This is a genomic window from Stenotrophomonas sp. SORGH_AS_0321 (assembly GCF_031453215.1).
GTDB lineage: Bacteria > Pseudomonadota > Gammaproteobacteria > Xanthomonadales > Xanthomonadaceae > Stenotrophomonas > Stenotrophomonas chelatiphaga.
Genome location: NZ_JAVIZG010000001.1, coordinates 3794666 through 3809343 on the forward strand (window position 1 = coordinate 3794666; position 14678 = coordinate 3809343).

Below are 14678 nucleotides of genomic sequence, written 5' to 3' on the forward strand. Positions count from 1 at the left end.
GAGAAACGGCATGTCGACCCTGGTTTCATTGCGCAGCATCACCAAGACCTACCAGCGGGGCCCGGAGCAGGTGAAGGTGCTGCACGGCATCGACCTGGACATCGAAAAAGGCGACTTCGTGGCGTTGATGGGGCCCTCCGGTTCCGGCAAGACCACCCTGCTCAACCTGATCGGTGGACTGGACTCGCCCAGCGGCGGGGAGATCACCATCGAAGGCGAGCGCATCGACCAGATGGGGGGCGGCCAGCTTTCCACCTGGCGCAGCCACCACGTCGGCTTCGTGTTCCAGTTCTACAACCTGATGCCGATGCTGACCGCGCAGAAGAACGTCGAACTGCCGCTGCTGCTGACCCACCTAGGTGCTGCGCAGCGCAGGCGCAACGCGGAGATCGCGCTGACCCTGGTCGGCCTGGCCGACCGCCGCAGCCACCGTCCCAACGAACTGTCCGGTGGCCAGCAGCAGCGCGTGGCGATCGCCCGCGCGATCGTTTCCGATCCCACCTTCCTGATCTGCGATGAGCCGACCGGCGACCTGGACCGCCAGTCCGCCGAAGAGATCCTGCAGCTGCTGCAGCAGCTCAACCGCGAACATGGCAAGACCATCATCATGGTGACCCACGACCCGAAGGCTGCCGAATACGCAACCCATACGGTGCACCTGGACAAGGGCGAACTCGCCGACGCGCCGCTGGCGCACTGACCGAGGGCACGGCGATGAAATATCTCTCCCTGGTGTGGGCGCAGCTGTTCCGCAGCCGCACCCGCACCCTGCTGACCCTGCTGTCGGTGGTGGCCGCGTTCCTGCTGTTCGGCATGCTCGATTCGGTGCGCGTGGCCTTCATGTCCGGTGGCAGCGTGGAAGGCGCCAACCGGCTGATCACCGCCTCGCGGTTGTCGATCACCCAGTCGCTGCCGATCCGCCTGGAAGCGCAGATCCGCCAAGTGGCCGGCGTGCGCGATGTCACCTACGGCATGTGGTTCGGTGGCATCTACCGCGACCCCAAGGACTTCTTCCCGAACTTCTCGGTAGCCCCGAACTACTTCGACATCTACGGCGAACTGGAGGTCGCCCCGGACCAGCTCAAGCGCTGGCAGGACACCCGCACCGGCGCCATCGTCGGCGAGTCGCTGGCCAAGGATTTCGGCTGGAAGATCGGCGACACCATCCCGTTGCAGGCCACCATCTTCCCGCGCGGCGGCAGCAACGACTGGCCGCTGGAAATGGTCGGCACGTTCCGCTCCAAGGACCGTGCAGTGGCCGGGAACGAGGAGAGGCAGCTGATGATGAACTGGAAGTACTTCGATGAGTCCAACGACTACATCAAGAACCAGGTCAGCTGGTACACCATCACCCTGGACAACCCGGACCATGCCTCGCGGGTGGCCCAGGCGATCGACGCGATATCGGCCAACTCCGACCACGAAACCAAGACCCAGACCGAATCGGCGTTCCAGCAGGCCTTCGTCAAGCAGTTCGCGGACATCGGCATGATCGTCACTTCGATCATGGGCGCGGTGTTCTTCACCCTGCTGCTGCTGACCGGCAACACCATGGCGCAGGCGGTGCGCGAACGCATCCCGGAACTGGCCACGCTGAAGACACTGGGCTTCCAGGACCGCACCGTACTGGCCCTGGTGATGGTGGAATCGATCCTGCTGGTAGGGCTGGGCGGTGCGATCGGCATGGGTCTGGCGGCGACCATCCTGCCGCTGCTGGCACCGCAGACGCGCGGCCTGCTGCCACCGCATGTGCCGACCGCCACCTGGCTGGTGGGCATTGCAATGATCATCGTGATCGGCGTCGTGGTCGGACTGCTGCCGGCGCTGCGCGCCAAGCGGCTGAAGATCGTCGATGCCCTGGCCGGACGCTGAGGACCCGCACATGAAGAACACACTGAAGAAGTGGCTGCTCAACGGCGCGATGCTGGTGGTGCTGGCGGTGGGCCTGGCGGCATGGATCTGGCTGCCGTGGCAGGGCGTGCTGGTCGTGGTGGTGCTGGTCGCGCTGTGGCTGGTGCTGACCCGCGGCGGACGGCTGGCGTTGGCCGCCACCCGCATCGGTATCGCCAGCCTGCCGCAACGCTGGGGCGCCTCGTCGGTGATCGTGGTCGGCATCGCCGGCGTGGTCGGCGTGCTGGTGGCGATGCTGGCGATGGGCGCAGGTTTCCAGTCCACGCTCAACAGCACCGGCGATGACACCACCGCCATCGTGCTGCGCGGCGGCTCGCAGGCGGAAACCAACTCGGTGATCACCCGCGACCAGATTCCGTTGTTGTCCACCCTGCCCGGCGTGGCACGCGACGAAAAGGGGCGCGCGCTGCTATCGGCCGAGCTGTCGCAGGTGGTCAACCTGGTGTCCCGCTCCGACGGCACCGATGTCAATGCGCAGTTCCGCGGCGTCGGTGACATGGCCTGGGCGGTGCATGATCGGGTGCGCATCATCGAAGGCAGCAAGTTCACCACCGGCAAGCGCGAAATGGTGGTGGGCCAGGGCGCGAAGAGCCAGTTCCGCGACATGGACGTGGGCAGCACGCTGACCCTGGGCAACCAGGCATGGACGGTGGTCGGCGTGTTCGCTTCCGGCGACGCGCATGATTCGGAGTTGTGGACCGACGTGGATACCCTGGCCACGACCTACCAGCGCGGCGCGCTGCAATCGGTGACGGTGCGCACCGACGGCAAGCCCGGTTTCGAGCAGTTCAAGGCCGCCGTCGCCGGCGACCCGCGCCTGAAGCTGGAAGTGGAAACAACGCGGGTGTACTACAGCAAGCAGGGCGGCGGGCTGACCACGCTGATCAACATCCTGGGCAAGGTCATCGGCACCATCATGGCCATCGGTGCAGTGTTCGGTGCGCTCAACACGATGTATGCCGCCGTGGCCACGCGCGCACGCGAGATCGCCACGATGCGTGCGATCGGCTTCCGCGGGCTGCCGGTGGTGACCGCGGTGATGCTGGAGACGATGCTGCTGGCGTTGCTGGGCGGGCTGCTGGGCTGCGCGATCGCCTGGCTGCTGTTCAACGGCTACAGCGTGTCCACCATCGGCAGCAATTTCAGCGCGGTGGTGTTCAAGTTCCACGTCTCGCCGGAACTGCTGTGGAGCGGGCTGAAGTGGGCGCTGGGCATCGGCCTGGTCGGCGGCCTGTTCCCCGCCCTGCGTGCCGCCCGCCTGCCGATCACCACCGCCCTGCGCGAAGTCTGAAGAAAAAGGGGACGGAGGGGATTAAGTCGTTTTTGGCACTTCGAATGCCATAAACGACTTAATCCCCTCCGTCCCCTTTTTCAGCGGCGGGTGCGGCGCAGGCCATCGAAGACGAACAGGCCCAGGCCGATCCAGATCGCGATGAAACCGGTGGCGCGCGCGCCATCGAAGGGTTCGTTGAAGAAGAACACGCCCAGCACCAGGCCCAGGCTGGGCGCGATGAACTGCAGCACACCCACGGTGGACAGGGCGATGCGCTTCACGCCGTAGGCGAAGCCGATCAGCGGCGCGGCGGTGACCACGCCGCCGAAGACCAGCAGCAGGTCGTTGCGCCAGCCCCAGCCCCCGAAGAAGGCGCCGCCGTGGCCGTTCTCGCTCCACAGCGCGAAGCCCAGCGCCGGCAGGAACAGATACAGGCTTTCCACCGCCAGGCCGGCCACCGGATCAACCGAGATCAGCTTGCGCAGCAGGCCATACAGGCCGAACGATCCGGCCAGCCCCAATGCGATCCACGGCGGTGCGCCGGCCTGCCAGGTCAGCCAGGCTACGCCGACCGCCGCGCAGGCCACCGCCAGCCACTGCAGGCGGCGAAGGCGTTCCTTCAGCACCAGCACGCCCAGCACCACGCTGACCAGCGGGTTGATGAAGTAGCCCAGGCTGGTGTCGATCACGTGGCCTGCGTTGATGGCCCAGATGTACAGGCCCCAGTTGAACGCGATGGCCAGGCTGCTCACCGCCAGCGTGGCCAATGCACGCGGCTGCGCGGCGATTGCTTTCCACCACTGCAGGCGACTGCTCAGCAGCAGCCAGCCCACCACCAGCACCGTGCTCCAGATGATGCGGTGGGCGATGATCTGGAACGAGGGCACTTCGCGCAACAGGTGCCAGTACACCGGCACCAGCCCCCACAGCACAAAGGTGAAGGCGGTGACTGCAAGGCCGCGGCGCTGCTCCTGTTCGCTGATCAGCGCGGCGCTCACTTGCGTGTCCTCGCCAGCGCCAGCACCAGCACGCCAGCCAGGATCACCGCCATCGCCACCAGGTCACGCCAGCCGAAGTGTTCACCATTGAGCAGCACGCCCAGCAGCACGGCGATCACCGGATTGACGTAGGCATAGCTGCCGGCCAGCGCCGGACGCACGTTGTGCAGCAGCCACACGTAGGCGGTGAAGGCGACGATCGAGCCGAACAGGCACAGGTAGGCCACCGCCAGCAGGCCATCCAGGCTGGGCAGCGCGGTCGGTCGTTCGCCCACTGCCAGCCCGGTGATGACCAGCAGCACGCCGCCACAGATCATCTGCCCGGCCGCGGTCATGAACGGTCCCGGCAGGTCCTGGCCCCGCACCCAGACCGAGCCGAATGCCCAGCCGACCGGGGCCACCAGCAGCAGGATCAGTCCGGTCGGCGAAGCCGCCAGGCTGCTGCCTGCGTTGAGCCAGACCACGCCGAGGAAGCCGATGGCAATGCCCAGCCACTCGCCACGGCTGGCGTGCTGGCCGCGCACCGCCGAGAACAGCGCCATCCACAGCGGCACCGAGGCCACCGCGGTGGCGGCCAGGCCGGAGGACACATCGCGTTCGGCCAGCACCACCATGCCGTTGCCCAGCAGCAGCATGGTGAAGCCCATGATGGTCAGGTTGCGCCACTGCCGCAGGGTCGGCCGCGGCATTTTCCTGAACAGCCGCAGCACGGCGTACATCAGGCTGCCGGCGATGATGAAGCGCGCGCCGGACACCGACGTCAGCGGCAGCACGCCCGCCTGCAGCGCCTTGGCGATGCCCAGGTAGGTCGAGCCCCAGACCACGTAGACCAGCAGCAACGCCAGGGCGACGGCACCGGGACGCGGCGCGGCGGAGGAATCAGGGACGACGGCCATGGGCCACCAAGGTGCGGGGGAACGAGGATTCTAGGCCTTTGCGTCGCTGCGGAGCAGTCAGGGAGGCGGCATGCTGTTTTCGGCTGGCCGTGCGGATCCCGATCCGGCCCTGGACGGGGGTTGATCACTTCATCGAAAACGTGTCGGCCGATTGAAAACAAGCAGCATGTGATCGGCAGCGCACACTGCCGCGCTGCAGAGGCAGAAGCTGCATGCGTGGCATCCATTGATCCTCCAAGGACTATTTTTATGGCGTTCCACATGACCACAACTTCAATTTCCTGACGATCGGTCACCACGGCCCCGGGTATGTGAGCGACTACTGCGAGTACGACTACGACTCCGTATTAGGCTACGAAAATGAACCCGGGACAGCATTCTTCAGGGGCCGCTCGGCGCTGCACCCTGATCGCATCCTGCTCTACCGGGCACTGAAGGACATTCACTCCCAGCTGCCGCCGGACAGCTTTTCGGTAAGCCTGAACATCTTCGCTACTGGGCCGGGTGAACCGTGGCCATGGCTGCTTCATGCGTGAGACCGCGCGGCGCCTGGCCTCAAGGATTGCCGCGCCCACCGGGAAAGGTTCAGATCATGCGGACAATTGATGCAACCCGACTAGAAAAGCGCTACGGCGACCGGACCGTGCTGGGTGGAATAGATCTCCGCATTGGCAGTGGAGAGATCGTTGGACTGAGCGGACGTAACGGAGCAGGAAAGTCCACCACGCTGCGGTTGTTGTGTGGCCTTCTGATGCCCAGCTCGGGTGGAGTCAGAATGTGCCTGCGAGGGCTCAGCAGGCCCGTGACCCATAGCGATATAGGCTATCTGCCGGAGGAACGCAGCCTGTTCCAGGAAAGCGCGGTCGATGCATTGCTCTCCTTCTGGTGCAGGGTTCGCGGCCTCGGACATCGTCAAGCAGTGCTGAGAACAACGCATTGGCTGGACCGCCTTCAACTCCAGGATCGCAGGAAGGACAAGGTCTCCGAACTTTCGAAAGGGAATCAGCAGAAGCTGCAGCTGGCAGCCTGCCTGGTACACGAGCCTCACTTCCTCCTGTTGGACGAACCACTCTCCGGGTTGGATCCCGCAACCCAGACGATGGTCTGCGAACTGCTGTCAGAGCTCGCTGCCCGCGGTACGGGAATCATGATTTCGGCCCATCAACTCGATTCGCTTGAGCGGGTCGCTGACCGCAATCTGATTCTCGATCAAGGACGACTCGTCGATGCAGGCACGGTCCACTCCGCTGGCCAGCCGGTCGGGCTCAGGGCGGCATTTGACGTAGTGACAGGACCTTCTGCCGCAGAGGAAGGATCATGATCTGGACAAATCTGATGGCGCTCGTCAGTTTCGAGTTCCGGCGTCACTTCGACCCCAAAGGAGAGCTCATCGCAATCCTGCTCCTGAGTGCACTCGCGGGCGTTCGAATACTTTCTGATCTATGGATCCAGACGGAGACATCCGAACCCGTGGTGATCGTGGTAGCGGACCACGCAGTAGCCGCGGGCACCCGTGGAAAATTCACCTTCATTGAAGGACCCGCAACGCTGCATGGCGGTGAATCCTTGCTCCCCATAATCTCCGGGCACAGGGACTACTTCAGCATCGCACTGCACCAGCATGTCAGCTGGTTGCCTGCGCTTCGGCAGGAACTGACGGCGATAACCACCGAGGCACGAGCAGCTGAACACGGCCTGGGGGCACAGGAATGGGCCGCGATCGGCGCTGATGCGGTGCTTGAGCCCAATTATGTCCTGCCGGGCTCGCGTCCCATGTCGGCGAAGATCATGGGTGTCTCCGTGGCATTCATCGTCCTTTCCGCACTGGCTCTGCTTGGTGCACAGGGCATGCTGTTCACCGGGCTGCTCAACGAGCGCTTTGGAAAAGCGACGGAGATGATCATCAGTGCCATGCCTGCCGAACACTGGCTGGAGGTAAAGGTAGCCGCAGCCACCCTGCATGGCATCAAGACCATTCTGGTCTACGGCCTTTTCAGCGCACTCGCAGCCGCGTCCATGGGTGTGGTGGACAAGAACCTCTGGCGCGAGATGTGGCGGAATGGCCCCCAGCTGATGTGGCTGGCGGTTTACTGCGTCGCGGCCTCATGGTCTGGAACTGGCTCTTTGCATGGGTAGCTTCGTTGATCCGGTCTCCTTACTCAGTCCTGCGGAACACGCTGGGCATGCTTCCCCTCACAACCATCCTCCTGTGCCTTGGCGCCGTCCGCTCCCCGGATGGGGCCGCCCTTTACTTCGCGTCGTTGTTCCCGTTGACCTCCATGACCGGCATGCCAGTCCGGATCATGCAGGGCTACGTCCCCGTTCATGAGCTCTGCCTGGGTTTGGCGGTGCTGATGCTGGCCTTGGCGCTTCTACGGCGGTCGGCACGGTCGGCGTATGTGAATGCCAGCGTGGGCAGCTGACGAGCGATATCATCCTCCCCGCCCGTGCCGACGACCGGCTTGTCGGCGCCCAACGAGGAACTCGCGACGATGCAGGATGAATTCAACGACCCGCTCTGGCGCCAGGTGCTGTCCGGCGCGCAGATGCTCTTCGTGGCCTTTGGCGCGCTGGTGCTGATGCCGCTGATCACCGGGCTGGACCCGAACGTGGCGCTGTTCACCGCCGGGCTGGGCACGCTGCTGTTCCAGCTGATGACCGGTCGCCAGGTGCCGGTGTTCCTGGCCTCCAGCTTTGCCTTCATCACCCCGATCATCCTCGCCAAGCAGCAGTTCGGGTTGGCGGAAACCATGGGGGGGGTGATGGCCGCCGGCTTCGTCTACACCTTCCTGGGCGCGGCGGTGAAGATCAAGGGCACCGGTTTCATCGACCGGCTGCTGCCGCCGGTGGTGATCGGCCCGGTGATCATCTCGATTGGGCTGGCGATGGCACCGATCGCCGCCAACATGGCGATGGGCAAGGACGCCGACGGCACGCAGCTCATTCCGTACCAGACCGCGATGCTGATTTCGATGCCGGCGCTGCTGACCACCCTGGTGGTGGCGGTATTCGGCCGGGGCATGTTCAAGCTGCTGCCGATCATGTTCGGCGTGCTGGTGGGCTTCGGGCTGTCCTTCGCGTTCGGCGTCGTCGATGTCGCCCGCATCGCCGCGGCGCCGTGGTTTGCCCTGCCGCAGTTCACTGCCCCGGCGTTCAACTGGCAGGCGATCCTGTTCATCGTGCCGGTCGCGCTGGCGCCGGCCATCGAACATATCGGCGGGGTGATCGCCGTCGGCAGCGTCACCGGCCGCGATTATCTGAAGAAGCCCGGCCTGCACCGCACCCTGTTCGGCGATGGCGTGGCAACCACCGCGGCAGGCCTGTTCGGGGGTCCGCCCAACACCACCTATGCCGAAGTCACCGGCGCGGTGATGCTGACCAGGAACTACAACCCGAAGATCATGACCTGGGCGGCGATCTTTGCGATCAGCCTGGCCTTCATCGGCAAGTTCGGTGCGCTGCTGCAGAGCATCCCGGTGCCGGTCATGGGCGGCATCCTGTGCCTGCTGTTCGGCTCCATCGCCGCGGTGGGCATGAACACCCTGATCCGCCACCGGATCGACCTGGGCGAAGCACGCAACCTGGTGATCGTGTCGGTGACGCTGGTGTTCGGCATCGGTGGCGTGCTGGTCGGCAGCGGCACCGGTCCGGACGACTTCGGCCTGAAGGGCATCGCGTTGTGCGCGGTGGTGGCGATCGCGCTGAACCTGCTGCTGCCGGGCAACGACCACTGGAAGCAGCCGGGTCCGCCGGTCGTGTGAGGCTGCGGGGAGCGGCGTGACGACCAACGGTCGTGCCCCACCAGATCACAACGGACGCCACTACCTGCTTACGTCCTCACCCGCCCGATCACGCCATCAAGGCGATCAGCGGCGTGCCGCTTCGCTGCTGTCGCGTGCCTTGCGGAACTCCGAGCCCTGTTCCCACTGCGGCCAGCTGCGGCCGTTGGCCAGCTCCAGGCCGAGGTCATACACCAGCAGCGTGTCGGCGGCATGGCCGGCAGGATCCCAGCTCGGGGTCCACGCATCGCAGGCCTGGTGGTAGCAGTCCTTGAAGTACTTCTCGCGCAGCGCACGGCCGGCTTCGATACCGCCGTCCAGCTTGTCCAGCCCCGGGCCGATGGTGATCGCCGGCACGCCCAGCCGGGCGAAGGCGAAGTGGTCGGCACGGTAGAAGAAGCCCGCTTCCAGGTTCGGATCCGGGCTGTAGCCGCGGCCGCGCGCCTTGGCCACGCGCTCCAGGTCGCCTTCCAGCGATACCCGGCCCTTGCCCCACGAGGCGATGTCACGGGTCGCGCCATCCGGGCTGAACATCTCGATGTTCAGCACCGCAGCGGTTTTTTCCAGCGGTGCCAGCGGGTGTTTTGCATAGTAGCTTGCGCCCAGCAGGCCCTTCTCCTCGGCGGTCAGCGCGACGAAATACAGCGAACGCTGTGGCTGCGGACCGGCAGCGAATACGCGGCCCAGTTCCAGCACGGTGGCCACGCCGGTGGCGTTGTCGATGGCGCCGCGGCGCACGCGGTCCCCTTTCGCATCGGGCTCGCCGATGCCGAAGGCGTCCCAGTGCGCGGAGAAGATCACCGCCTCGTCGCCGTGCGTGCCGCCGGGCAGCTTGGCCACCACGTTGCGGGTGACCACTTCTTCGCGTTTCAGCTTGAATGCCGCGCTCAACCGGGCGTTGTCCAAGGCCACCGGCTTGAAATCGGCACGCTGCGCCTTGCGCTTTTCCGCCTCGAAATCCAGGCCGGCATCGGCGAAGATCGCTTCGGCCAGCGAACGCTGCATCCAGCCGCGCAGCGGCGTGTGCTGGGCCATGGCTTCATCCTGGCTGCGCTGGATGTCGAACAGCGGCGAGGTGCCCGAGCTTTTCACCGTGGCCCAGCCATAGGCGGCCGGCGCGGTCTCGTGCACGATCAGCACGCCTTCGGCACCGCGCCGCGCGGCCTCTTCGAACTTGTAGGTCCAACGGCCGTAATAGGTCACCGCCTTGCCATCGAAGGCACCGGGCGCATCGGTTTCGAAGTCGGCGTCGTTGATCAGCACCACGGCGATCTTGCCGCGCAGATCGATGCCCTTGTAATCGTCCCAGTTGCGCTCTGGCGCATCGATGCCGTAGCCGATGAACACCAGCGGGGCATCCTTGATCTGTACCCGTGCGCGCGGCTGCAGGCTCTGCAGGGTCACGTCGCCGCCGTTGGCGAGGGTGCGCTTGCCGCCCTTCAGCGTCAGCGTTGCCGTGGCCGCACCATCCAGCTGTGCACGCACCAGCGGCACCGGCTGCACCCAGCTGCCGTCCACGCCGCCCGGCTGCAGGCCGTAGCTGCGGAACTGCTCGATCAGGTACTGCACCGTGCGTTCTTCGCCTTCGCTGGCCGGCGCACGGCCTTCGAACTCATCCGAGGCCAGCACGCGCACGTGGCGCGACAGCGCCTGCGGATCGATGCCGCCACCGGGAAGATCATTGGCCGCATGCGCAAGGCCACCGACGAACAGGCAGGACGACAACAACAGCACGCGCATCGGGTTCACGGATCACCGGGGGACAAGGAAGCAGGGATGTCCCGAGTGTACGTGACAGCGCGATGACGCGGAATGATCAGCGCCGTCCGCGGTCCAGCCAGCAGGCCAGCCCCTGTGCATTGAGCTCGATGTCCATCGCCAACACGCTGGCGACCGCGTCCTGGTCCAGCGCGCAGCCGTGGGCCAGCGCGCGCTCCAGGTACAGCGCGCGCAAAGCCGCACGTAGATGGCGATGACGGTCCGGGCGGCCGTCGCACTGGCGCCCGATCGCCACCATCGCATCGATCTGCTCGAGCAGGTCTTCGGCGCGCGCTTCCACCGCGTCCACGCGACCGTAGTGGGTCAGGTACATCGCCACGGGCTGGTAAGCCAGCATCCGGCGGATGGAATCCTTCAACGGCTCGGGATCGAACTGCACCGGCGAGGACGTGGGGATGATGAAGGCGCCCTGCGCGCTGTCCAGTTCCCGGTAGGACAGGCCGAAGGTATCGCCGGTGAACCAGCTGCGGCTGCGCGCGTCCCACACGCAGTAATGGTGCTGCGCATGGCCGGGCGTATGCATCAGCACCAACTCACGCCCGGCCAGGTCGATGCGCTGGCCGTCTTCGGCCACCACCACGCGCTCGGCCGGGATCGGCTCGATGCGGCCGTAGCTGCGTGCGATTTCCTCCTCGCCATACACCGCCGTGGCACCGGCGATCAGTCGCGTCGGATCGATCATGTGCGGCGCACCGCGCGGATGCAGTACCGCGCGCGCATTGGGCAGGTGCTGCATCAGCGTGCCGGCGCCACCGGCGTGATCCAGGTGCACGTGGGTCAGCAGCAGCCAGTCCACCGCCTGCGGCTGCAGCCCGGCATTGGCCAGGGCCTGCAGCATCGCCGGCACCGCCAGCGAGGTGCCGCAGTCGATGAAGGCGGCACGGCCGTTTTCCACCACCAGGTAGGCTGCGTCGAAGTCGGCGCGCTGGAATCCGGTATCGATGGTGTGGATGCTGGGATCGGCGGTCATCGACGCGCACCTGGCAGGATCAGGAACAGACGGCCATGGTAGGCGCGCGGACGCGTGCGTTCGATGCGGCTTTGGTCGGAGGCCCGCGTCAGGACCTGCGCAGCAGCCAGTGCGGGCGCAGCAGCAGCGCGGTGACCATCACCGCCAGGAACGCGCCATAGGCATACAGCACGGCCAGCACCTGCGGCCAGATCGGGCCGGCATCGGACTGCGCCCTGCCCAGCTGGAACCCCCAGTGCATGGACAGCACGCTCAGCACCAGGGCCAGCAGCAGCGCCGCCGTGTCGAAGGCACGCCGTCGCGCGCAACGCGGCTGGCGCGGGTACCACCAGAACAGCCCGCCGAGCAGCACGAACCAGGGCAGGAACAGCAGCAGCGACAACCAGGCCATCGGCAGATCCTCGGTTGAGAGGGGTCAGAGTCGGGGGTCAGAGTACTTTCACGCAGACGAAAAGTACTCTGACCCCTGACTCTGACCCCGGACTCTGACCCCTGACTCTGACCCCTGACTCTGACCCCCGACTCGGGCGTTACCCGGCGTCGCGCAGGGTTGCCAGGGCGGCCAGCACGGCAGCCACTTCAGCTTCCAGCGTGAACAGTTCGCTCTGCAGGGCGTCGCCCTGCTCGGCCTGCTTCAGCACGGCGATCAGCTGGCCGGCGTCGCGCGGCGAATCAAAGCCCGTGCTCTGCACCAGCAACGTGCCTTCGCCGTCGGTCAGCTTGAAGTAGAAACGGCCGTCTTTTTCGCGGTACTGCTTGAACACCGGCGGCGCGCTGCGGGCCAGCTCGGCGGCCGCCGCTCTGGGCACGTCGGCCAGGTCGCGCAGGCCCACTGCATGGCGCAGTTCCTTCAGCAGCGGCACGGCGTACTGCTCGCGCAACTGCTGGCCGCGACGCCGCAGCAGCGCTTCGATCTTCTCCGGTTCGGCCATCAGCGCTTCGTACCGCTCGCGCAGCGGCGACAGTTCGGCATCGATGCGCTCGAACAACTGCTGCTTGGCATCACCCCAGCTGATGCCCTCGGCGAAGGCCTTGGCAAAGCCGGCGGTCTGTTCCGGCGTGGCAAACGCCTGGTACATCTGGAACAGGGCCGAGCCTTCGGTGTCCTTCGGCTCACCCGGCGCACGCGAGTCGGTCAGGATGGAGAACACCAGCTTCTTCAGCGCTTCGCGCGGAGCGAACAACGGAATGGTGTTGCTGTAGCTCTTGCTCATCTTGCGGCCATCCAGGCCCGCCAGCGTAGCGACCTGTTCGTCGATCACCACTTCCGGCAGCGGGAAGTACTCCTTGCCGTAGACGTGGTTGAAGCGCTGGGCGAAGTCGCGTGCCATCTCGATGTGCTGGATCTGGTCACGGCCCACCGGCACGCGGTTGGCCTTGAAGATCAGGATGTCGGCGGCCATCAGCACCGGGTACATGAACAACCCTGCGCTGACGCCGGCGTCCGGGTCCAGCCCCTCGGTCTCGTTCTTGTCGATGGCCGCCTTGTAGGCATGCGCACGGTTGAGGATGCCCTTGCTGGCGACCACGGTCAGGAACCACATCAGCTCGTTGGTTTCCGGGATGTCGCTCTGCCGGTAGAACCACACCTGTTCCGGATCCAGCCCGCAGGCCAGCCAGCTGGCGGCGATCTCCAGCGTGGAACGCTGGGTGCGCGCCGGCTCCTGCGCCTTGATCAGGCTGTGCAGGTCGGCCAGGAAGAAGAAGCTCTCGATGCCCTGCGCACGGCTGGCGGCGATGGCGGGGCGGATGGCGCCGACATAGTTGCCCAGGTGCGGGGTGCCGGAGGGGGTGATGCCGGTAAGGACTCGGGTGGTCATGACTGCTCGACGGGAAACCTTCGGTGAACGGCGCCAGTTTACCCTTGCTGGCGCAACCCCGTCGGCCCCGTTCGGGCGTTTGCGCTGATGACCCCGCCGCGGAGAACCCGGATGAAGCGCCTGTTGCTGCCCCTGTTGAGCGTTGCCCTGCTGGCCGGCTTCAAGCCGGCACCGCCGATGATCACCCCGCAACCCTCGCGGATCGCGAGTGGACCGGTGTTCCTGACCCTGCTGGACCGCGATAGCGGCGGGCTGCTGCCGCAGTACGCGCACGACGGCCAACGCTGGACCCCGGGCGAACGCGGGCACCGCTACGGCGTTCGCCTGCGCAACGCCAGCCCGCAGCGCGTGCTGGTGGTGCTGTCGGTGGATGGCATCAACGCCATCAGTGGCGAACAGGCCACGCCCGCCCAGACCGGCTACGTGCTCAACCCGTGGCAGACCACCGACATCACCGGCTGGCGGAAGTCCAACGATGAAGTGGCGCAGTTCGTCTTCAGCAGCCCGCGCGACAGCTATGCCGAACGCACCGGGCGCGGGGACAACCTGGGCGTGGTCGGCATCGCGGTGTTCAACGAACGCGATGCCGTGCGCTGGGAGCATCGGCCGGCCGCGCCACTGCGCCGCGCCGCGCCTGCCCCTGCCCCTGCCCCTGCCCCTGCCGCGACCCAGGATGCCGCCAGCAGTGCGTCACGGGTGATGGCCGAATCCGCGCAGGCGCCGGCGCAACGGCTGGGCACCGGACATGGCGAACGCGAGGCCTCATCGGTTCGCAACACCGCCTTCGAACGCGCCACGATCGATCCCGTCCAAGTAGTACAACTGCGTTATGACAGCGCACGCAACCTGCGCGCGCGCGGGATCGTTCTTGATCGTCCCGCGCCTACGGCCGAACGCGAGCCGCAGGCGTTCCCCGATCAGTACGTGCCCGACCCGCCGCGCCGCTGAGCCTGGATCACGCAAAAAAAACGGGCCGCGAAGGCCCGTTTTTCTACCGGTTCCAACCGCCCGACTTACTTGAAGTCCGGGTAGTCCTTGCGCAGCGAGGAATCGAATTCCTTGACCTGCTTGTCCGCTTCGTCGCGGGCGATGCCGTAACGTTCCTGCACGCGGCCGGCCAGGTATTCTGCGTTGCCTTCGGCAACATCGAAGTCGTCATCGGTCAGCTTGCCCCACTGCACCTGGGCCTTGCCCTTGAGCTGGGTCCACTTGCCGGAAATGATGTCTTTGTTCATGTGCGTTGGCCTCTTGG

15 protein-coding genes are annotated in these 14678 nt (G+C 65.9%); 8 read left to right on the plus strand and 7 right to left on the minus strand.

The genetic code is table 11. The annotated features are described in order from the left end of the window. The first annotated feature begins 10 nt into the window (after positions 1 to 10). The 3 genes from QE373_RS17105 to QE373_RS17115 are packed head-to-tail and all read left to right on the plus strand — an operon-like array spanning position 11 to position 3202. Positions 11 to 700: an ABC transporter ATP-binding protein gene (locus tag QE373_RS17105; RefSeq protein WP_123699874.1), complete on the plus strand. Its 690-nt coding sequence runs from the start codon at positions 11 to 13 to the stop codon at positions 698 to 700. A gap of 14 nt (positions 701 to 714) precedes the next feature. Beyond that, a complete protein-coding gene (locus tag QE373_RS17110) occupies positions 715 to 1872 on the plus strand; it encodes an ABC transporter permease (protein ID WP_309688826.1) in 1158 nt (385 codons plus the stop codon). A gap of 10 nt (positions 1873 to 1882) precedes the next feature. Then, positions 1883 to 3202: an ABC transporter permease gene (locus QE373_RS17115; RefSeq protein ID WP_309688829.1), complete on the plus strand. Its 1320-nt coding sequence runs from the start codon at positions 1883 to 1885 to the stop codon at positions 3200 to 3202. Between the two features lie 80 nt (positions 3203 to 3282). On the opposite strand, the gene rarD is transcribed toward QE373_RS17115, so the two are convergent. Together rarD and yedA are read right to left on the minus strand one after the other, a co-directional pair. Continuing rightward, positions 3283 to 4167: an EamA family transporter RarD gene (rarD, locus tag QE373_RS17120; protein ID WP_309689891.1), complete on the minus strand. Its 885-nt coding sequence runs from the start codon at positions 4165 to 4167 to the stop codon at positions 3283 to 3285. 11 nt (positions 4168 to 4178) lie between these two features. Next, complete coding sequence (gene yedA, locus QE373_RS17125; RefSeq protein ID WP_057507536.1) at positions 4179 to 5078, minus strand: drug/metabolite exporter YedA; 900 nt, start codon at positions 5076 to 5078, stop codon at positions 4179 to 4181. 311 nt (positions 5079 to 5389) lie between these two features. Here yedA and QE373_RS17130 point away from each other — a divergent pair, with 311 nt between their 5' ends. The 4 genes from QE373_RS17130 to QE373_RS17145 all read left to right on the plus strand — a co-directional run bounded on the left by QE373_RS17130 (position 5390) and on the right by QE373_RS17145 (position 8839). Beyond that, positions 5390 to 5614 carry a hypothetical protein gene (locus QE373_RS17130; protein ID WP_309688834.1) on the plus strand — a complete coding sequence of 75 codons (225 nt, stop codon included), beginning with the start codon at positions 5390 to 5392 and terminating at the stop codon, positions 5612 to 5614. 56 nt (positions 5615 to 5670) lie between these two features. Next, positions 5671 to 6399 (plus strand): ATP-binding cassette domain-containing protein, encoded by a 729-nt coding sequence (locus QE373_RS17135; RefSeq protein ID WP_309688837.1) that lies wholly within the window; start codon positions 5671 to 5673, stop codon positions 6397 to 6399. After that, positions 6396 to 7214, plus strand: coding sequence for a hypothetical protein (locus QE373_RS17140; RefSeq protein ID WP_309688840.1), 819 nt, complete (start codon positions 6396 to 6398; stop codon positions 7212 to 7214). Before QE373_RS17135 ends, QE373_RS17140 begins: the two co-directional genes overlap by 4 nt. Positions 7215 to 7570: 356 nt before the next feature. Next, the gene (locus tag QE373_RS17145; protein WP_309688843.1) at positions 7571 to 8839 is read left to right on the plus strand and encodes a uracil-xanthine permease family protein; all 1269 of its coding nucleotides are present in this window, start codon (positions 7571 to 7573) and stop codon (positions 8837 to 8839) included. Between the two features lie 105 nt (positions 8840 to 8944). On the opposite strand, the gene QE373_RS17150 is transcribed toward QE373_RS17145, so the two are convergent. The 4 genes from QE373_RS17150 to QE373_RS17165 all read right to left on the minus strand — a co-directional run bounded on the left by QE373_RS17150 (position 8945) and on the right by QE373_RS17165 (position 13426). Continuing rightward, on the minus strand, positions 8945 to 10597 hold the full coding sequence (locus QE373_RS17150; RefSeq protein WP_057507538.1) for a M28 family metallopeptidase: 1653 nt from the start codon (positions 10595 to 10597) through the stop codon (positions 8945 to 8947). Between the two features lie 76 nt (positions 10598 to 10673). Beyond that, complete coding sequence (locus tag QE373_RS17155) at positions 10674 to 11606, minus strand: MBL fold metallo-hydrolase (protein WP_309688846.1); 933 nt, start codon at positions 11604 to 11606, stop codon at positions 10674 to 10676. A gap of 88 nt (positions 11607 to 11694) precedes the next feature. Continuing rightward, on the minus strand, positions 11695 to 11997 hold the full coding sequence (locus QE373_RS17160; RefSeq protein ID WP_057507540.1) for a hypothetical protein: 303 nt from the start codon (positions 11995 to 11997) through the stop codon (positions 11695 to 11697). A gap of 139 nt (positions 11998 to 12136) precedes the next feature. Then, complete coding sequence (locus QE373_RS17165; RefSeq protein ID WP_309688849.1) at positions 12137 to 13426, minus strand: tryptophan--tRNA ligase; 1290 nt, start codon at positions 13424 to 13426, stop codon at positions 12137 to 12139. 111 nt (positions 13427 to 13537) lie between these two features. Here QE373_RS17165 and QE373_RS17170 point away from each other — a divergent pair, with 111 nt between their 5' ends. Then, a complete protein-coding gene (locus QE373_RS17170; protein WP_309688851.1) occupies positions 13538 to 14374 on the plus strand; it encodes a hypothetical protein in 837 nt (278 codons plus the stop codon). A 65-nt stretch (positions 14375 to 14439) separates the two neighbouring features. Here QE373_RS17170 and QE373_RS17175 read toward each other — a convergent pair whose 3' ends face one another. After that, positions 14440 to 14661, minus strand: coding sequence for a CsbD family protein (locus QE373_RS17175; protein ID WP_309688853.1), 222 nt, complete (start codon positions 14659 to 14661; stop codon positions 14440 to 14442). Positions 14662 to 14678 lie beyond the last annotated feature (17 nt).